Annotated in this window: 18 protein-coding genes; 8 read left to right on the forward strand and 10 right to left on the reverse strand. The window is 71.6% G+C overall.

Annotation, left to right across the window (positions count from 1 at the left end; genetic code table 11):
• Positions 1-24 precede the first annotated feature (24 nt).
• The 9 genes from AC0N04_RS06685 to AC0N04_RS06725 form a co-directional block, all read right to left on the reverse strand.
• Complete coding sequence (locus tag AC0N04_RS06685; protein WP_474279865.1) at positions 25-1,014, reverse strand: beta-propeller fold lactonase family protein; 990 nt, start codon at positions 1,012-1,014, stop codon at positions 25-27.
• A 15-nt stretch (positions 1,015-1,029) separates the two neighbouring features.
• Positions 1,030-1,899, reverse strand: a complete 870-nt coding sequence (locus tag AC0N04_RS06690; protein WP_474279866.1) for a quinoprotein dehydrogenase-associated SoxYZ-like carrier — start codon at positions 1,897-1,899, stop codon at positions 1,030-1,032.
• A 14-nt stretch (positions 1,900-1,913) separates the two neighbouring features.
• Positions 1,914-2,297, reverse strand: a complete 384-nt coding sequence (locus tag AC0N04_RS06695) for a hypothetical protein (RefSeq protein WP_474279867.1) — start codon at positions 2,295-2,297, stop codon at positions 1,914-1,916.
• A complete protein-coding gene (locus AC0N04_RS06700) occupies positions 2,294-3,031 on the reverse strand; it encodes a hypothetical protein (protein ID WP_474279868.1) in 738 nt (245 codons plus the stop codon). Before AC0N04_RS06700 ends, AC0N04_RS06695 begins: the two co-directional genes overlap by 4 nt.
• Positions 3,032-3,041: 10 nt before the next feature.
• Positions 3,042-3,905, reverse strand: a complete 864-nt coding sequence (locus AC0N04_RS06705) for a quinoprotein dehydrogenase-associated putative ABC transporter substrate-binding protein (RefSeq protein WP_474279869.1) — start codon at positions 3,903-3,905, stop codon at positions 3,042-3,044.
• Positions 3,902-4,288, reverse strand: a complete 387-nt coding sequence (locus AC0N04_RS06710) for a c-type cytochrome (protein WP_474279870.1) — start codon at positions 4,286-4,288, stop codon at positions 3,902-3,904. The genes AC0N04_RS06705 and AC0N04_RS06710 overlap by 4 nt, the downstream gene beginning before the upstream one ends.
• A 144-nt stretch (positions 4,289-4,432) precedes the next feature.
• A complete protein-coding gene (locus AC0N04_RS06715) occupies positions 4,433-6,253 on the reverse strand; it encodes a methanol/ethanol family PQQ-dependent dehydrogenase (RefSeq protein ID WP_474279871.1) in 1,821 nt (606 codons plus the stop codon).
• Positions 6,254-6,744: 491 nt separating this feature from the next.
• Positions 6,745-7,380, reverse strand: a complete 636-nt coding sequence (locus tag AC0N04_RS06720) for a response regulator (protein WP_474279872.1) — start codon at positions 7,378-7,380, stop codon at positions 6,745-6,747.
• On the reverse strand, positions 7,377-8,825 hold the full coding sequence (locus AC0N04_RS06725) for a sensor histidine kinase (protein WP_474279873.1): 1,449 nt from the start codon (positions 8,823-8,825) through the stop codon (positions 7,377-7,379). The genes AC0N04_RS06720 and AC0N04_RS06725 overlap by 4 nt, the downstream gene beginning before the upstream one ends.
• A 179-nt stretch (positions 8,826-9,004) precedes the next feature.
• Between AC0N04_RS06725 and pqqA the strand changes: the two genes are divergently transcribed.
• The 7 genes from pqqA (at position 9,005) to AC0N04_RS06760 (ending at position 15,016) form a co-directional block, all read left to right on the forward strand.
• Entirely contained in the window at positions 9,005-9,079 is a 75-nt protein-coding gene (pqqA, locus tag AC0N04_RS06730; protein ID WP_474280508.1) for a pyrroloquinoline quinone precursor peptide PqqA, read from the forward strand.
• 107 nt (positions 9,080-9,186) lie between these two features.
• Complete coding sequence (gene pqqB / locus AC0N04_RS06735) at positions 9,187-10,101, forward strand: pyrroloquinoline quinone biosynthesis protein PqqB (RefSeq protein WP_474279874.1); 915 nt, start codon at positions 9,187-9,189, stop codon at positions 10,099-10,101.
• Complete coding sequence (pqqC, locus tag AC0N04_RS06740; RefSeq protein WP_474279875.1) at positions 10,098-10,841, forward strand: pyrroloquinoline-quinone synthase PqqC; 744 nt, start codon at positions 10,098-10,100, stop codon at positions 10,839-10,841. Before pqqB ends, pqqC begins: the two co-directional genes overlap by 4 nt.
• The gene (gene pqqD, locus AC0N04_RS06745; protein ID WP_474279876.1) at positions 10,841-11,107 is read left to right on the forward strand and encodes a pyrroloquinoline quinone biosynthesis peptide chaperone PqqD; all 267 of its coding nucleotides are present in this window, start codon (positions 10,841-10,843) and stop codon (positions 11,105-11,107) included. The genes pqqC and pqqD overlap by 1 nt, the downstream gene beginning before the upstream one ends.
• Positions 11,104-12,276, forward strand: coding sequence for a pyrroloquinoline quinone biosynthesis protein PqqE (gene pqqE / locus AC0N04_RS06750; RefSeq protein WP_474279877.1), 1,173 nt, complete (start codon positions 11,104-11,106; stop codon positions 12,274-12,276). The genes pqqD and pqqE overlap by 4 nt, the downstream gene beginning before the upstream one ends.
• Before the next feature lie 96 nt (positions 12,277-12,372).
• On the forward strand, positions 12,373-14,694 hold the full coding sequence (locus AC0N04_RS06755; RefSeq protein WP_474279878.1) for a TonB-dependent receptor: 2,322 nt from the start codon (positions 12,373-12,375) through the stop codon (positions 14,692-14,694).
• An 85-nt stretch (positions 14,695-14,779) separates the two neighbouring features.
• Positions 14,780-15,016: a hypothetical protein gene (locus tag AC0N04_RS06760; protein ID WP_474279879.1), complete on the forward strand. Its 237-nt coding sequence runs from the start codon at positions 14,780-14,782 to the stop codon at positions 15,014-15,016.
• Positions 15,017-15,026: 10 nt separating this feature from the next.
• Here the strand turns inward: AC0N04_RS06760 and AC0N04_RS06765 are convergent, their stop codons facing one another.
• Positions 15,027-16,142: an NADH:flavin oxidoreductase/NADH oxidase gene (locus AC0N04_RS06765; RefSeq protein WP_474279880.1), complete on the reverse strand. Its 1,116-nt coding sequence runs from the start codon at positions 16,140-16,142 to the stop codon at positions 15,027-15,029.
• A 265-nt stretch (positions 16,143-16,407) separates the two neighbouring features.
• Between AC0N04_RS06765 and AC0N04_RS06770 the strand changes: the two genes are divergently transcribed.
• On the forward strand, positions 16,408-17,592 hold the full coding sequence (locus AC0N04_RS06770) for a lipid-transfer protein (protein WP_474279881.1): 1,185 nt from the start codon (positions 16,408-16,410) through the stop codon (positions 17,590-17,592).
• Positions 17,593-17,599 lie beyond the last annotated feature (7 nt).

Raw genomic sequence — 17,599 nt, forward strand, 5'->3', positions numbered from 1 at the left:
GGGGGTCTCCAGGAAGGGTCGGGATCACAGGCTGATGAAGGCGCCGAAGCCGCGCGGGTTCTTGCCCAGCGGGATGCGCGCCAGGGTCTTGCCGCTGGCGGCGTCGAGCACGGCGAGGTCGTCGTCCATCCAGTTCACGACGTAGACGCGGTCGCCCAGCGTCGCGATGCCTTCGGGGTAGCCGAAGCCGGTGAGGATGCGCAGCGGGGCGAGCGTCGCGGCATCGAACACGCTCAGGCTGTCGTCATGCTGGTTGGTGACGTAGATCAGCCGGCCGCCGTCGGCCAGCGTCGCGCCGTACGGCGCGTGGCCGGTGGGCAGCGTGGTCACCACGCGGCGCGAGCCGGTGTCGATCACCGACATCGAGTCGTCCTCGACGTTCATCGCGTACAGCCGGTGGCGCTCGGGGTCGAGCAGCAGCGCGAACGGATGCGCGCCGACCGGCACGCGCGCGACGACGCGGGCACGCTCGGCATCGATCAGCGCGACCCGGTTGTCGTCGCGTTCCGCGACCCAGACCTGGCGGCCGTCGGGCGTGGCGGCCACGCCGGCGGGCGCCGGACCCAGCGGCACCTGGCCCAGCGGGCGCAGCGTGGCGGTGTCGAAGATCAGCAGCCGGGCGCCGTACCAGTCGGACACGAAGAGCCGGCGCCCGTCGCCGCCGACCCCCAGGCCGACCGTGCCCTGCCCGGCCTCGATGCGGCCGCGGACCTCGCGCCGGGCCAGGTCGATCACCGAGATGCTGTGGCCCGCGGCGTTGGCGACGAAGACCGCGTTGCAGGGCGTGCAGGCCGCCACGCCGGCGGGCGCCTGGCCGACCGGGACGGTGGCCACGACCCGGTCGCCGGCCAGGTCCAGCACCGACACGTCGTTGCTGCCCTGGTTGGTGATCCAGGCCAGCGGTGCGGCCAGGGCGACGCCGGCCGCCGCGAGCCCGGCCACGCCGATCAGGGCCGCCAGGGACCGGCTCCGGCGCCGGACGCCGCGGTGCAGGGCGCGTTGCACGGTGGGCATCTGCGCGGGCCCGGTTCAGCGCAGCAGCGCGGCCAGCTCGATGCTGGCGCCGAAATGCCGGTCCCGCGTGTCGATCGCTGCGGCGCGCAGCGGCGCATCGCCCTGCGGCACGAAGCGAAAGCGCAGGCTGGGGTTCTCGCTGAGCGCGAAATCGACGTCGGCCGACAGCAGCAGCCGCTGGCCCTGCCAGAGCCGGATGTTGCGCACGTACTCGGCCGGCGCGTACTGGCGGGTGTACGCGTCCATCACCATGCCCGACGCGTTGGGGTGGCTGATCATCCATTGCACGGTCAGCGGCTGCCCGGGTTGCCAGGGCGGCGTGCGCTGGGTCTGGAAACGCATCCGGCCCAGCGTCGTCTGCGCGGCCGCGGCGTCGGTGCCGGGCGCCGCCGAGCACCCGCCCGAGGCCTTGACGAAGCTCGGCGACATGTAGAGGCGGCCATCGTTCATCTCCGCCACCGCCCGCACGAAGGTGTACTGATCGACCCGCACCCGGGTCTCCAGGTCGGGCCAGGCGCCGTCCAGCGGCAGGTCGATCAGCGCGGCGATCGGCGAGGGGTTGTCGTCGATCAGCAGGGCCAGGCGCTTGACGTAGCTGGCAGCGGTGCGCGGCAGGCCGCAACTCACCGCCAGCGGGACGAAGGCCGGGTCGGCCGCGCGCCGCGGCGCATGGAGCGCCAGCTCGGCGGCGGTCGCCAGCTGCACCGGCCGGTTGCCGAACAATTGGCGGTGCAGCTTGCCCCACATCACGCCGGTCTGCGGATCGTCGTTCTCGTCGGCATGGCGCGGCGGCGCGGCCGCCTCGGGTTGGGCCCGCGGCGCCTCGGCGAGGCCCAGACCCAGGCCGGCTCCGACCAGCGCGCGGCGAGACAGGACAGAGCGCATCGCGGCAGGCCGGTTCAGTGGGTGATGAAGCAGGCCTTCTGCACCTTGGCCTGCAAGTCGCGGTAGCGATGGATCTGCTTCTGCAGCGACGGCGTGTCGCGAATCGAGTTGCCCGCTTCGCCGGCGATGCTGTTGGCGTTGACCGCGGTCGACATGGTGACGTAGTCGTCGTAGCTCACCTCGTCGGCGAGGCGGTCCAGCGCGCAGGCGCATTTGTTGGCCATCTCGTAGAACGGTCCGGGATGGGCGTGCATGCAGTCGTTGACGTAGAGCACCCGGTCGATGGTGGGGAAATCGTGGGCCGGCGCCGTGCGGGGCGCCGCCAGCACGGTGCCGGCGAGCAAGGCCATCAGCAGCGCGGCCAGGCGAGGAGCGGGCGAAGGATCTGCGGAGTTCATGGTGAGCCTGCGGTTGCAACGGAAGGGGTGGGCGAGGCGCGGGCGGTGCCACGGGCCGGGTCGAGCGCCAGGTCTTCTTCGAGCACCGGCGGCGCGCCGACGGCGCCGTCGACCCGGCTCTGGATCGTCAGCACCGCACCCGGCACCTCGTCGCTCAGCACGAAGCGGTAGTGCTTGCCGGTGAAGGCTTCGAAGCGCTCGTGGTTGGGATCGGCCAGGTAGGGCTGGATCGCGATCTCGTGCGCCGTCACCGGCTTGCCGCGCCAGAGCGGGTGGACCACCCGGACCTGCGCCGCCTGGTACAGCGCCATCCGGATGCGCTTGCGGAAGTAGCTGCTGCTGCCGTGGGTCAGGCGCTGCATCTCGCGGATGTCGCGCTCCAGGAAAAAGAGGATCACCGGATTGCCCTGGGCCTGCGGCAGCGCCGGCAGATCGAGCCGCCGGCTGCCGCTGAGGAACTCGCCCCGGGCCGCGCAGCAATGGCCATCGGCCCCGGGGCTCAGGTGAAGCCGGACCTGATCGACGAAGCCCGCTTCCAGCGAACCGCTCTTCTGGTAGCGGTAGTGCAGCGTCACGGGCGGATGCACGGCGTGCAGCTGGTCGCTCATCAGCAGCAGGCGCTCGGCCTCGGAGAAGTCGGTGGCCGGGGCGCTGGACGGGGCCTGGGCGGCCGCCCCCGTCAGCAGCGCCGCCAGGGCCAGCGCCAGCACCCGGGGCAGGCGGATCATGCGCATGGGCCGGGTCTCACGGGGTGCCGTCCGGGCCGTCGACCACGGGCACGTTGTAGTCCTTGAGGATGGCTGCGATCTCGGGCTTGTGCGTGTCGAGGAAGGCCTGCACCTGCTGCTTCCACTGGGGCTCGCCGTAGCGCACGCCCATCGCCATCTGGTAGTCGAAGCGCACGCCGGGCTCGGAGTGCAGCGGCACGACCACCAGCTGCGGCGACTGCACCCGCTTGGCGTAGTAGCCGGCCAGCGGGCCCCAGACGACGGCCGCGTCGATCTTGCCGTCGGCCAGCTCGTGTTCAAGGATCTCGCCCGGGTACTGGGCCGGGTCGGGGTTCAGCATGCGGTACGGGACCCCCTGGTCGACCAACTGGTGCTTGACCAGCCAGGCCGACGCGGGCGAGCGGTCGAAGACGCCGATGCGCAGGTGCGACAGGCGCTCGGTGCCCAGCGCGAAGAAGTCGTCGGCGCTGTGCACCGCGTCCAGACCGCGGCCCTTGGCATAGACCAGCGCGTAGGTGGAGCGGTAATAGGGTTTGGTGGCCGAGACCTGGTCGAAGCCGACCGGCACGCCCATCACGATGTCGCAGCGGTAGTCCTCGCCCGGCAGCTTGTACTTCAGCGTGTTGCGGATGAAGGCCAGGCGGTTGGGAAACGAGAAGTACTGCACCGGCACGCCGAGCGACTTGCCGAACAGCTCGGCCAGCCGGTTCTCGATGCCGTCGCCCGCCTCGTTCGAGAAGGGCATGTCGTTCGGGTCCTGGCAGACCTTGAGCGCGCTGCGTGGCGCGGGCTCCTCGGCGCGGGCCGGCAGGCTGGCCAGCGCCGCGACCAGCGCGACCAGCGGCAGCGACGCAAGGAAAAGGGGGGTCGGCGGCTTCATGGCATCGGCTCGACGTGGGCACGCGTGATCTTGCCGTCGGAGCGGCCCTTGAGGTACGCGTAGAGGCTGTCGATGTTGTTCATCACGACCGGGCTGCCGCTCCAGCTGGGCATGCCCTTGTCGAGCCGGCCGTTGGTGACCGTCTTGACGAAATCGTCCTTGCTCAACACCTTGAGCGATTCGATCAGCGAGGGCCCGACCAGGCCTTCCTGGTTGGGGCCGTGGCAGCGGTCGCAGGCAGCCGCGCGCCAGGCATGGAAGCCCTTGAGGGTGTTGGCGTCGACCTTGTAGCCGTCTTCGACCGTGTACAGCGGGGTTTCGGCCAGGGCGGTGCCAGCGAGCAGCGCCAGCAGCGCGGGCAGGACCAGTGCGGCGGGTTTCATCACGAGCGAGATCTCCGGGTGACGAGGGAACACGGGGTCGGTGTGCTGCCACGGGGTGGTTCACACCTGCGGAAAAAAACGCGGCGGACAGCGTGATCAACGCGGTCCGCCGCAGCGCGGGCTACAGGTAGACCCTTGGTCAGATCAGTTCGGCAGCGCGAACACCGTCAGCGAGCCGCCGAGTTCGGTGTACTGCGCCAGGTCGCGGTAGCCACCGACGGCGCCCAGGCCATCGGTGTCCTTTTCCAGGCCCGCGGCCATGCCGATGCCGGCCCAACCCCCGATGCCCGAGAACACGCCGATGTACTGCTTGCCCTTGTGCTCGTAGGTGAACACGTTGCCGATGATCCCCGACGGGGTCTTGAACTTGTACAGCTCCTTGTTGATGTTGCGCGCGTCGACGCACTTCAGGTAGCCCTCCAGCGTGCCGTAGCAGGAAATGCCGCCGGCGGTGTTGAGCGAGCCGCTCCAGACCGAGAAGCGCTCGGCATGGCTTTGCACGATCTTGCCCTTGCTGGCGTCCCAGGTGATGAAGTTGCCCATGCCGCCGTGGCTGTTGGGGGCCGGGTACATCGACAGCGTCGCGCCGACGAACGGCTGGCCTGCGGTGTAGTCGACCTGGAACGGCTCGTAGTCCATGCAGACGTGGTTGGTCGGCACGTAGAACAGGCCGGTGTTCGGATCGAACGACGCGGGCTGCTCATCCTTGGAGCCGAGCGCCGCGGGGCACACCCCCTTGGTGTTGACGTCGGGACCGTTGCGGTCGGTCGAGTACTTCGCCACCGTGACCGGCCGGCCGGACTTCATGTCGATGCTCGATGCCCAGTTCACCGCCGGGTCGTACTTCTCGGCCACCAGCAGCGCACCGGTGGTGCGGTCCAGCGTGTAGGCGAAGCCGTTGCGGTCGAAGTGGACCAGGGCCTTGGTCATCCTGCCCTTGACCGGGATGTCGGCGAGGATCATTTCATTGATGCCGTCGTAGTCCCACTCGTCGTGCGGCGTCATCTGGTAGACCCAGTTGACCTTGCCGGTGTCGACGTCGCGCGACCAGATCGACATCGACCACTTGTTGTCGCCGGGCCGCTGGGCCGGGTTCCAGGTCGACGGATTGCCGGTGCCGTAGAACACCGCGTTCAGCGCCTTGTCGTAGCTGTACCAGCCCCAGGTGGTGCCGCCGCCGGTCTTCCACTGGTCGCCCTTCCAGGTCTTCAGCGACGAGTCCTTGCCGACCGGCTGCATGGTGCCGTCGGTCCAGGTCATGGTCTTGTCCGGGTCCATCAGCATCTCGCTGTCCGGGCCGTTGGAGTAGCCCTTCCAGACCAGGTGGCCGGTGTTGATGTCGTAGGCCGCGAGGAAGCCGCGCACGCCCCATTCGCCGCCCGAGATGCCGGTGATGACCTTGTCCTTGAAGACCTGCGGCGCGTTGGTGTTGACCGCCCCGGTCTTCGGGTCGCCGTTCTTCACCGACCAGACCAGCTTGCCGGTCTTGGCGTCGAGCGCGACCAGCGTCGAGTCGGCCTGCTGCATGAAGACCTTGCCCTCGGCGTAGGACACGCCGCGGTTGACCGTGTCGCAGCACATCTGCGGAATCACCGCCGGATCCTGGCGGGGCTCGTACTTCCACAGGATCTTCTGGGTGTCGACGTCGAGCGCGAACACCCGGTTCGGGAACGGCGACACCAGGTACATCACGCCATCGACCACCAGCGGCGAGCCTTCGTGGCCTCGCAGCACGCCGGTGGAGAAGGTCCACGCGACCTGCATCTTGCCGACGTTGGTCTTGTTGATCTGGTTGAGCTTGCTGTACCGATGATTGAACATGTCGCCGGCCGGCATGGCCCAGTTGGCCGGGTTGGCGATGTTCTTCTCGACGTCGGCGTTGGCCATCGCCAATGCCGGTAGCGCCAGCAGGCCGACGCACAGACGGCGAACCACGTGGCGGGTCAATAGCCCGGATACTTTCATTGATGTCTCCTCGAACAAAGGGTGGTCAGGAGGCGGACGCAGGCACCACCCGAAGCCGCTGCGACCCATGAACCGACGCAGCCCTTTCCGCAACTAGCGTGCCCGTGACAACGGCGCCGGCAGCCGACCGGGCGCGTCGCCGAAGCCTCGGCGCAGCGTTCGAAAAGGCCTGTTCTACGCTCGGTGGCGGGCGTCGCCGGGGCGCTCGACGGCTGCGCTCGGCAGGCCGGTCCGGTACGGCCGGATCGCCGATTTCTCAGGGAAAGTCCCGGGGCGGGACCGAGGGCGCAGGCCGGGTCGCCGGCCGGACCGCCGCGCCGTCAGCGCCCATGGCCCGGCCGTTCTTGACCACTTTCGACGCAAAGTGTGCCGCGGCCTGTCTCGCGCAACGGCCTGCCGCAGGAAGGCCGCGTCGCGCGGCGGCGGGCGCACGCAAGACCACGCGCCCGGTAGGGGCGGACAGGCGCCGGGCCGGCCGGCGCGGCCGCCGCTCAGGCCTCGATCACGCCCCAGCGCAGCGCCAGCAGCGTCAGTTCGGCCTGGTTGCTCGCCGACAGTTTCTGCTTGATGTTGTAGAGATGCGTGCCCACGGTGCTGGACGACAGGCTCAGCTGCTGGGCGATCTCGTGGACGCTGCGGCCCTGCGCGAGGCGGACGAAGACTTCGAATTCCCGCTCCGACAGCGCGTCGAACGGGCTGGCTGCGCCGTCGAGCTGCGACAAGGCCAGGTGCTGCGCGGTCTGGGCGTCCAGGTAGCGCCGCCCTTGCGCCACCGCGCGCACCGCCTCGGGCAGGGCTTCGGGCGCGCTGCGCTTGCCGAGATAGCCCAGCGCGCCGGCGTTCAGCGCGCGGCGCGGGTAGGCGGTGTCTTCGTGGGCCGAGAGCACCAGCACCGGCGGCGCCGCATCGCGCGCGCGCAGCCGGCGCAGCGTTTCCAGGCCGCCCAGGCCGGGCATGGTCAGGTCCATCACGATCACGTCGGCCGGCCACTGCGGCAGGCCGCGCAGCAAGGCCTCGCCGTCGGCCGCCTCGCCGATCACCGCGATGTCGCCGCCGGCGGCCTGCAGCAGCATGCGAAAGCCCATCCGCACCACCGCGTGGTCGTCGACCAGCACGACGCGGATCATGGCCGCTCCCGCGCGGGCAGGTCGCCCGCGGCCGGCGCCAGCGGCAGGTGGGCGACGATGCAGGTCCCGCCGCCGGCGAGGCGATCGGCCTCGAAACGCCCGCCCAGCGCCCGCACGCGTTCGTGCAGGCCGGTCAGGCCGAAGCGCACCGGCCGCTCGGGGGCCGGCGGCAGGCCCTTGCCGTCGTCGGTGATGCTCAGGCGCAGGCCGGCGCCCGGCGCCTCGGCCAGGCACAGCGCGATGCGCCGGCCGCCGCTGTGCTTCAAGGCGTTGTTGATCGCTTCCTGCGCCACCCGGTAGGCGACCAGCGCGACGGCATCGCCGATCGGCGCGTCGGGGCCGTCCACGCTCAGGCTGAGCTGCCAGGCCGGGTGACGCTGGCGCACGCTGGCGACCAGGTCGCCCAGTGCGTCGGCCAGGCCCAGCGGGCCCAGCGCCAGCGGGGTGAGGCGCGGAATCATGCCGTGCATCGCCTCGTACAGCCGGGCGGCCTCGGTGTCGATCAGCTGCACCGCCTCGCGGCCTTCGGCGTCGCCGGCCGGCAGCCGGCCGGTGAGCGATCGCGCCAGCGAGCGGATCGCGGTCACCGACTGGCCCAGCTCGTCGTGCAGTTCGGCGGCGATCTCGCGCCGCTCGGCCTCCAGGCGCTGCTCCACGCGCTGCGCCCAGGTGCGGCTTTCGGCCAGGCGGCGCTCGGCCTCGAAAGCGTCCAGGCGCTGCTGCAGGTTGGCCTCGATCGTCTCGCCCAGGCGGTTCACCGAGGCGCCGATCAGGCCCGCCTCGCGCCCGCGCAGCCGGGGCAGGCGGAAGGCGTAGTCGCCCCCTTGCAGGCGACGCAGGCCGTCGACGATCTGGCCGAAGGGCTTGAGCGTGCGGCCCACCGCCCAGAACACCGCCACGTTCAGCGCCAGCAGTGCCAGCAGCGCCGAGCCGGCCAGGTGGACCAGGTCGTCCCAGCCGTCCAGGATCGCGCGCGAGGGGTTGGCCTGGATCGTCAGCGTCCCGCCGGGCATGCGGATCAGCTGGCGGTGCAGCGGCGGCTCGACCCAGGCGCTGAACCAGGCGGGCGCGTTGCGGCCCTGCTTGTAGGTGGCGGGCGGCGAGCGGTACAGCGTGCGGCCCTGCTCGTCGACCAGGGTGATGTCGTTGGCGCGCAGGTGGCCGAGCTGCTCCAGAAAGCCCAGCATGGCCTGCGGGCCGCCGCGCGCCACGATCCAGCTGACGCGCTCCAGCAACTGCGCGGCGATCCGGTTGGAGGCCTCGATCTCCTCGCGCACGCTGCTGCGGGTGGCGTCGATCTGCTGCCACAGCAGCGAGGCCACGAACAGGCCCACCACCGCGGCGAAGATCGCGTTCAGGCGCAGGCGCAGGCCGGCGCCCCGCACGGCGGGGCCGGGCGGGGCCGGGGCGGGCGAGGGCGGGCGCGGCGGTGCGGGATCGGCCATGGCGCGATTGTGTCCGCCGGCGCCGCGGTGCGCCGGGCCGGCCGCCGTGGCCGCCGCAGGTTCATGAAAATCATGAGCGCCGAATCATGATCGGGGCGACGACGCGGCGGCGGCGGCGGCCCAGACTCCGTCATCGGTGCCAGGCCCTGGCGCCTTGTTCAACCTGAAGGAGACCTCCGATGACCTGGGAAACCCCGACCGCGCAAGACTTCCGCTTCGGCTTCGAAATCACGATGTACATCGCCGCCCGCTGAGCGGCCCTTCCGCGGCAGCACCGGCCCCGGTGCCGTGCTGCCGCTTCGCGTTCCCGGCGGTCCGCCGGCCCGGCCTGCACGCCCCTTCGCGCCACGAGTCCTTGTCGATGAAGCTGATGGTCCTCGGTTCGGCCGCTGGCGGAGGTTTTCCGCAGTGGAACTGCAATTGCGCCCAATGCGCCGGGGTGCGGGCGGGCCGCCCGGGCCTGCGCGCCCGGACGCAATCGTCGATCGCGGTCGGCGGGCCGCAGGACTGGCTGCTGGTCAACGCCTCGCCCGACCTGCTGCAGCAGATCCAGGCCGCGCCGGCGCTGCAACCCGGCCGGGCGCTGCGCGACAGCGGCATCGCCGGCGTGCTGCTGGCGGACGGCCAGATCGACCACACCACCGGCTTGTTCATGCTGCGCGAACGAGGCCGGCCGCTGCCGCTGTGGTGCACCGATCCGGTCCACGACGACCTCACCCAGGGCAACCCGATCCTGCGCGTGCTGGGCCATTTCTGCGGCGTCGAGCGTCACCGCATCACGCCGGATGGCGCGGCCTTCGAGATTCCCGGCGTGCCGGGCCTGCGGGTGCGGGCGCTGGCGCTGTCGAGCAAGCCGGCGCCGTTCTCGCCGCACCGCGCGTCGCCGGTGGCCGGCGACAACGTCGGCTTCGTGTTCGAGAACCTGGCCAGCGGCCGCCGCATCTTCTACGCGCCTGGGCTGGCCGAGATCGATCCCACCGTCTGGGAAGCGATGCGCAGCGCCGACGTCGTGCTGGTGGACGGCACCTTCTGGGTCGACGACGAGATGCGGCGCCTGGGCCTGTCGAACAAGCTCGGCAGCGAGATCGGCCACCTGTGCCAGTCGGGGCCCGACGGCATGCTGGCCTGGCTCTCGCGCCTGCCGCCGGCCACCCGCAAGTGGCTGATCCACATCAACAACACCAACCCCATCCTCGACGAGCACTCGCCGCAGCGTGCGGCCTGCACCGCCGCCGGCGTCGAGGTCAGTTTCGATGGCCTGGAGATCGACCTGTGACTCCCCTCTCCCCCGTCTCGGCGCCGGCCTGGCCGCGTGACGAATTCGAAGCCCGCCTGCGCGAGCAGGGCAAGGCCTATCACATCCACCACCCGTTCAACGTGATGCTCAACACCGGCCGCGCGACGCCCGAGCAGATCCGCGGCTGGGTCGCCAACCGCTTCAGCTACCAGGTCGCGATCCCGGTGAAGGACGCGGCGGTGCTGTCGAACTGCCCGGACCGGGCGGTGCGCCGCGAGTGGATCCAGCGCATCCTGGACCACGACGGCTTCCAGATCGGCGAGACCCGCGACGAAGGCGGGATCGAGGCCTGGATCCGCCTGGGCGTGGCCTGCGGCCTGAGCCGCGAGGAGATCACCGATTTCCGCCACGTCATTCCGGCGGTCCAGTTCGCGGTCGATGCCTACGTGAACTTCGCCCGCCGCGCGCCGTGGCAGGAGGCGGTGTGCTCGTCGCTGACCGAGCTGTTCGCGCCCGAGATCCACAAGCAGCGCCTGGCCACCTGGCCGGAGCACTACCCCTGGATCGAGTCGACCGGCCTGCAGTATTTCCGCAACCGGATCTCGCAGGCCCGGCGCGACGTGGAGCAAGGCCTGGAGATCACGCTGAGCCACTTCGACACGCTGGCGCTGCAGCGGCGCGCGCTCGACATCCTGAAGTTCAAGCTCGACGTGCTGTGGGCGATGAACGACGCCATGGCCACCCGCTACCTGGCCGCGCCGGCGGCGCGAGCGGCCTGATGGACGGCGCGCAGGTGCCCCGCCTGGGCCACGGCTTCCGGCTGCAGTGGGAGCCGGCGCAGGGCTGCCACGTGCTGCTCTACCCGGAGGGCATGGTCAAGCTCAATCGCAGCGCCGGCGAGATCCTGGCGCGTTGCGACGGACAGGCCGACCTGGACAGCGTGGTCGCCCAGCTGGAGGCGGCTTTCGGCACGAGCGCGCTGCGGCCCGAGGTCGAGGCCTTCCTGGACCTCGCCGTCAGCCAACGCTGGGTCAGCCTGGCATGAGCTGCGCCTTCGCCTCGGTCACGCCGCCGCCGGCCGCCACGCCGGCGATCGGCCCCCCGCTGTGGCTGCTGGCCGAGGTGACCTACCGCTGCCCGCTGCACTGCGTGTTCTGCTACAACCCGACCGATTTCGCCCGCCACGAGGACGAGCTCAGCACCGACGAATGGCTGCGCGTGCTGCGCGAGGCGCGCGCGCTGGGCGCAGTGCAGTGCGGCTTCTCCGGCGGCGAGCCCTTGCTGCGCGACGACCTCGAACTGCTGATCGCCGAGGCGCACCGCCTGGGCTACTACACCAACCTGCTGACCTCGGGCGTGGGCCTGACCGAGACCCGCGCCGCCGCGTTCAAGGCCGCCGGGCTGGATCACATCCAGCTCTCGTTCCAGGATTCCACCCGCGAGATGAACGACTTCCTCTCGCACACCAAGACCTTCGCCCACAAGCAGCGCGTGGGCGAGATGCTCAAGGCCCAGGGCTGGCCGATGGTGATGAACGTGGTGATCCACCGGCTCAACATCGACCACATCGACCGCATCATCGACATGGCGCACGCGCTGGGCGCGGAGTACCTGGAACTGGCCAACACCCAGTACTACTCGTGGGCCGAGGTCAACCGCGCCCACCTGCTGCCCACGGCCGAGCAGCTGCGGCGCGCCGAGGCCGTCACCGATGCCTGGCGGCTCAGGCTGGCCGGGCAGATGAAATTGTTCTTCGTCGCTCCCGATTACCACGAGGGCCGGCCCAAGCGCTGCATGAACGGCTGGGGCAACGTCTTTCTGACGATCGCACCCGATGGCGCTGCGCTGCCCTGCCACACGGCCCGCATGCTGCCCGGCCTGCACTTTCCCACCGTGCGCGAGCAGGGGCTGAAGGCGCTCTGGTACGACTCCGACGGCTTCAACCGCTTCCGCTGCACCGGCTGGATGAAGGAGCCCTGCGTGTCCTGCCCCGACCAGGAAAAGGACCTGGGCGGCTGTCGCTGCCAGGCCTACCTGCTGGCGGGCGACGCGGCCGCCGCCGACCCGGTCTGCCCCAAGAGTCCGCATCACGGCGTGGTGCAGCGCGCCGTCGCCGAGGCCGAGTCGGGCCGGCCGGCGCCGCAGCCCATCGTCTTCCGCGATCGGGCCTCGTCGATGGCGTTGACGGCGGCGCCTCCCGGTCCGCGCCGGTGAGCGGTCGGCGCGGCAGCGGGGCGGTTGCGGTACGCTGCGCGACCCGCGCCCCGTGAGGGCGCCGAACGCAACGATGTCCCTCCCCTGGTGGCCGCCATGACCCCCCGTGCTCTCGCCCCTTCCCGTTCTCCGGCCGCACCGGCGCTGCCGTCGCGCCGCCGGGCGGCGGGGCTGCTGGCGGGCGTGGCGGCGGCGGTGGCGTTCGGGGCGGCGGCCGAGGCCGACGAGCCGGCGCCGACCCAGACCGTGGTGGTGGTCGGGACCACGATCCTGCCCGGCGCGGGCACGCCGATCGACCAGGTCAGCGCGAACGTGCAGACCCTGTCCGGCGGCGAGTTCGAGACCCGGCGCACGCTGGACCTGTCGGCCGGCCTGAACCAGGCGCTCGGCAGCGTCAACGTCAACGACACCGCCGGCAACCCCTTCCAGATGGACGTGAACTTCCGCGGCTTCACCGCGTCGCCCGCCTTGGGGACGCCGCAGGGCCTGTCGGTGTTCGTCGACGGCGTGCGCGTCAACGAGGTCTTCGGCGACACGGTCAACTGGGACCTGATCCCCGCCGCCGCGATCGACCAGGTCACGGTGATGCCGGGCTCCAACCCGGTCTTCGGCCTGAACACGCTGGGCGGCGCGCTCAATGTCGGCACCAAGAGCGGCCGCAGCGACCCCGGTACCGAGATCGAGGTGCAGGGCGGCTCCTTCGGGCGGCGCGCGCTGCAGGTGCAGACCGGCGCGCAGCGCGGCGCGTTCGACACCTTCCTGAGCGGCAGCGACGTGGTCGACGGCGGCTGGGGCGAGCACAACCCCAGCCACGTGCGCCAGGCCTTCGGCAAGCTCGGCTGGCACGCCGGCGGCAGCGCGGTCGACCTCAGCCTGAGCCTGGCCGACAACCGGATGGAGGGCAACCAGACCCTGCCCCTGTCGATGATGGACGACCTGCGGCAGTCCTACTCCTGGCCGGACACCCAGCGCAACCGCATGGTCTTCGTCAACCTGAAGGCCTCGCGGCGACTGACCGACCGGTGGCTGATCGAGGGCGATCTGTACCACCGGGCGGTCGACACCCATGCGTTCAACAGCAACGTCAACAACAACTTCGATCCGGCGCTGCCGGTCGGCCCGGGCAACCAGCCCACCGGCAACGCGATCAACCAGATCGACCAGAGCCGTCCCGGCGCGTCGGTGCAGCTCAGCTCGCTGGCCGCGCTGGCGGGGCATCGCAACCAGTTCGTGGTCGGCGCCAGCGTCGACAGCGGCCGCACCGATTTCACCCAGTCCAACCAGGAAGCCGGTTCGTCGCGCGACACGAGTTCGACCCAGCCCGTGGTGCTGGCGACCTCGCTGCATTCGCAGGCGACCGCGACCGGCGTGTATGCCGAAGACACCTTCGGCCTGACGCCCCGCACCTTCCTGAATCTGTCCGGACGTTTCAACCGCGCCACCGTGCGGCTCGAAGACCAGCTCGGCACCGCGCTCAACGGCGACCATGCCTTCCAGCGGCTCAATCCGGCGCTGGGCCTGACCTACAACCCCGCACCCACGCTGACCACCTACGCCAGCTACAACGAAGGCATGCGGGTGCCCACGCCGGTGGAGCTGAGCTGCGCCGATCCGACGGCGCCCTGTTCGCTGCCCAACGCCTTCTCGTCGGACCCCGCGCTCAAGCCGGTGATCTCGCACACCTGGGAGCTGGGCGCGCGCGGCCGCGTGGCGCCGGGCTGGGCCTGGAGCGCGGCGGTGTTCCGCACCGAACTGGACGACGACATCCAGTTCATCAGCAGCGGCGGCGGCGCGACCAGCGCCGGCTACTTCCAGAACGTGGGCCGGACCCGCCGCCAGGGCGTCGAGCTGGGGCTGGAGCGCCGGACCGGGCCGCTCCGGCTCAGCGCGCACTACAGCCTGATCGACGCCACCTTCCAGACGCCGCTGCGGCTCAACAGCCCGAGCAACTCGACCGCCGCACCGCTGGCCTGCCCGACCTGCACCGACATCCAGGTGCTGCCCGGCAACCGGATGCCGGGCCAGCCCCGGCAGATCGCGAAGCTGCGCGCGGAGTGGCGGATCGCCGACCGCGGCAGCGTGGGCCTGAACCTGATGGCGCAGTCGCGCCAATACGCCCGCGGCGACGAGAACAACCAGGATGTCAACGGTCCGCTGCCGGGCTATGCGCTGTTCCATCTGGACGCCCGCTGGCACCTGCGCCCCGGGCTCTCGCTGTTCGCCAAGGTCGACAACCTGTTCGACCGCCGCTACGCCAGCTTCGGCACGCTGGGCCAGAACGTCTTCACCGCGCCCGGCCACCAGTTCGACCCCAGCGGCGCGAGCTGGCGCAACGAGCAGTTCCGCACCGTGGGCGCGCCGCGCGGCCTCTGGCTGGGGCTCAGCTACCGCTTCGGCGACGGCGCCGCCGGCGGATGAGCTTCTCGTCGCGCGCCCGTGTCACACGCGGCGCGGCGCAGGCGGGCGCCGACAATCCGGCATCGCATCCCCCAGGAGACCCCGCGTGAAGACCTACGACATCGAAGTGCAGCGGCTGAAATCGCTCCGGCACGACCACGGGCTGATCGAGATCGGCATCGATGCGCTGGTGCTGCCGCGCCCGGCGCGCGACGAGGCCGCCGGCGCCAGCTGCCTGCGCCTGCCGGTCGAGCACGCCCGCTCGCTGCTGCTGCTGCTGAAGCAGCAGATCGCCGAGCTGGACAAGCTGCAGCCGCGCAGCCGCCGCTCCGGGCGCTGCTGAGCGCCGCTGCTCAGCGCTGCCCGAAGCTCGCGCCGGCGAACAAGTCCTTCAGTTCGCGCGGCTGCGAGCGCCAGTACGGCTTGGGCGCCTGCACCTGCGCGCCCAGCGCGGCCGCGGCATGCCAGGGCCAGCGCGGGTCGTACAGCATCGCGCGGGCCAGCGCGACCGCGTCGGCCTGGCCGTTGGCGATGATGGCCTCGGCCTGCGCCGGCTCGGTGATCAGGCCGACGGCGATCGTCGGCAGCCCGGCCTCGGCCTTGATGCGCTCGGCCAGCGGCACCTGGTAGCCCGGTCCGAGCGGGATCGCCTGGGCCGGCGACACGCCGCCGCTGCTGACGTGGATGGCGGCGCAGCCGCGCGCCTTCAGCGCCCGGGTCAGCGCCACCGAGCTGTCCGGATCCCAGCCGCCCGGCACCCAGTCGGTCGCCGAGATGCGCGCCCACACCGGCCGGTCGGCCGGGAACGCGGCGCGCACAGCCTCGAACACCTCGAGCGGATAGCGCATCCGGTTCTCCAGGCTGCCGCCGTAGGCGTCCTGGCGCTGGTTGGCCAGCGGCGACAGGAACTGGTGCAGCAGGTAGCCATGCGCCATGTGGATTTCGATGCCGTCGAGGCCGAGCCGGGCCGCCCGCCGCGCGGCGGCGACGAAATCGTCGCGCACCCGGGCCAGGCCGGCACCGTCCAGCGCCAGCGGCGGGTCGTCGCCCTGCGCGTGCGGCACGGTCGACGGCGCCTCGGTCTTCCAGCCCGGGGGCTGGTCGGGCGCCAGCTGGGCGCCGCCGTCCCAGGGGGCGCGGCTGGACGCCTTGCGGCCGGCGTGGCTGAGCTGCATCGCCACGGCGATCGGCGAGTGGGCGCGGATCGCCGCCAGGATGCGGGCCAGGCCGGCCTCGTTGGCGTCGGAGTACAGCCCCAGATCCAGCGCCGAGATCCGGCCCTCGGGCGAGACGGCGGTGGCTTCGAGCACCAGCAGGCCGGCACCGGACAAGGCCAGGTGGCCGAGGTGGATCAGGTGCCAGTCGCCCGGCGTGCCCTCGCAGGCCGAGTACTGGCACATCGGCGCGACGATGATCCGGTTGGCCAGCGTCAGCGGGCCCAGCGTCAGGGGGGAGAAGAGGTGGCTCATGAGGGCGATGGGGATCGTGACCGGAGATCTCAGCGGCGCGCGGGCCGCTGCGCTGCACCCTCGCCTGCGGCGGGGCAGACCGCAATGTACGTGGTGGCGGCGCGGCCTGCAGCGCGCGGCCGGCCAGGGGCCCCCGCGGATGCCCCTGGCCCGCATGGGCCGATACTGTCAGGCCCGCCACGCCGCGGGATCGAGGGCCCCCGGGACGGCCGCGCACGAGGCGCGGCTGCCCGCGCCGGCGTCCTCGCTGGCACAGGAGTCCTTGATGCGCCATGACGTCGTCGTCGCCGGGGTCGGCATGATCCCCTTCGCCAAACCCGGGGCCCACCTGCCCTATCCGCAGATGGCGGCCACCGCTGCGCGGGCCGCGCTGGCCGACGCCGGCCTCGCCTACGAGCGCGTGCAGCAGGCCTATGTGGGCTACGTCTACGGCGACTCCACCGCCGGCCAGCGCGCGCTCTACGAGGTCGGCATGAGCGGCATCCCGGTCGTCAACGTCAACAACAACTGCTCCACCGGTTCGACCGCGCTGTTCCTGGCCCGCCAGGCGGTGGCCGGCGGCGCGGCGGACTGCGTGCTGGCGCTGGGCTTCGAGCACATGAGCCCGGGTGCGCTCGGCACCGTGTTCAAGGACCGGCCCAGCCCGTTCGAGCGTTTCGACGAGGCCACCGACGCCCTCGTCGGCCACGCCGAGATCCCGCTGGCGCTGCGCTACTTCGGCGGCGCCGGCCTGGCCCACATGCAGCAGTACGGCACGCCGCTGTCCACCTTCGCGAAGATCCGCGCCAAGGCCAGCCGCCACGCCGCGAACAACCCGCTGGCGCTGCTGCGCAACGTGGTCACCGAAGAGGAGGTGCTGAGTGCGCCGACGCTGTGGCCCGGCGTGATGACGCGGCTGATGGCCTGCCCGCCGACCTGCGGCGCGGCGGCGGCCGTGGTCTGCTCGGACGCCTTCGCCCAGGCCCACGGCCTGGACCGGCGGGTGCGCATCCGCGCGCAGGCGATGACCACCGACCGGCCGTCCACGTTCGAGGCGAACGACATGCGCGAACTCGTCGGCTACGGCATGGCGCAGGCGGCCGCGCAGCAGGTCTACGAGGCCGCCGGCGTCGGCCCGCAGGACCTCGACGTGGTCGAGCTGCACGACTGCTTCGCGCAGAACGAACTGATCAGCTACGAAGCGCTGGGCCTGTGCCCGCCCGGCGGCGCCCAGGCCTTCGTCGATGCTGGCGACAACACCTACGGCGGCCGGATCGTCACCAACCCGTCGGGCGGGCTGCTCAGCAAGGGCCACCCGCTGGGCGCCACCGGCCTGGCGCAGTGCACCGAGCTGGTCCAGCAGCTGCGCGGCCAGGCCGGGCGCCGCCAGGTCGACGGCGCGCGGCTGGCGCTGCAGCACAACCTGGGCCTGGGCGGGGCCTGCGTGGTGACCCTCTACGAGCGCCAGTGAGCGGGGA

Source organism: Ideonella sp. sgz306126, assembly GCF_056032705.1.

What these genes read in the sequence shown, in the direction of transcription:
- AC0N04_RS06685 (WP_474279865.1), bottom strand. Translation starts at nt 1,014, where the DNA reads ATGCCCACCGTGCAACGCGCCCTGCACCGCGGCGTCCGGCGCCGGAGC.
- AC0N04_RS06690 (WP_474279866.1), bottom strand. Translation starts at nt 1,899, where the DNA reads ATGCGCTCTGTCCTGTCTCGCCGCGCGCTGGTCGGAGCCGGCCTGGGT.
- AC0N04_RS06695 (WP_474279867.1), bottom strand. Translation starts at nt 2,297, where the DNA reads ATGAACTCCGCAGATCCTTCGCCCGCTCCTCGCCTGGCCGCGCTGCTG.
- AC0N04_RS06700 (WP_474279868.1), bottom strand. Translation starts at nt 3,031, where the DNA reads ATGCGCATGATCCGCCTGCCCCGGGTGCTGGCGCTGGCCCTGGCGGCG.
- AC0N04_RS06705 (WP_474279869.1), bottom strand. Translation starts at nt 3,905, where the DNA reads ATGAAGCCGCCGACCCCCCTTTTCCTTGCGTCGCTGCCGCTGGTCGCG.
- AC0N04_RS06710 (WP_474279870.1), bottom strand. Translation starts at nt 4,288, where the DNA reads ATGAAACCCGCCGCACTGGTCCTGCCCGCGCTGCTGGCGCTGCTCGCT.
- AC0N04_RS06715 (WP_474279871.1), bottom strand. Translation starts at nt 6,253, where the DNA reads ATGAAAGTATCCGGGCTATTGACCCGCCACGTGGTTCGCCGTCTGTGC.
- AC0N04_RS06720 (WP_474279872.1), bottom strand. Translation starts at nt 7,380, where the DNA reads ATGATCCGCGTCGTGCTGGTCGACGACCACGCGGTGGTGCGGATGGGC.
- AC0N04_RS06725 (WP_474279873.1), bottom strand. Translation starts at nt 8,825, where the DNA reads ATGGCCGATCCCGCACCGCCGCGCCCGCCCTCGCCCGCCCCGGCCCCG.
- pqqB (WP_474279874.1), top strand. Translation starts at nt 9,187, where the DNA reads ATGAAGCTGATGGTCCTCGGTTCGGCCGCTGGCGGAGGTTTTCCGCAG.
- pqqD (WP_474279876.1), top strand. Translation starts at nt 10,841, where the DNA reads ATGGACGGCGCGCAGGTGCCCCGCCTGGGCCACGGCTTCCGGCTGCAG.
- pqqE (WP_474279877.1), top strand. Translation starts at nt 11,104, where the DNA reads ATGAGCTGCGCCTTCGCCTCGGTCACGCCGCCGCCGGCCGCCACGCCG.
- AC0N04_RS06755 (WP_474279878.1), top strand. Translation starts at nt 12,373, where the DNA reads ATGACCCCCCGTGCTCTCGCCCCTTCCCGTTCTCCGGCCGCACCGGCG.
- AC0N04_RS06765 (WP_474279880.1), bottom strand. Translation starts at nt 16,142, where the DNA reads ATGAGCCACCTCTTCTCCCCCCTGACGCTGGGCCCGCTGACGCTGGCC.
- AC0N04_RS06770 (WP_474279881.1), top strand. Translation starts at nt 16,408, where the DNA reads ATGCGCCATGACGTCGTCGTCGCCGGGGTCGGCATGATCCCCTTCGCC.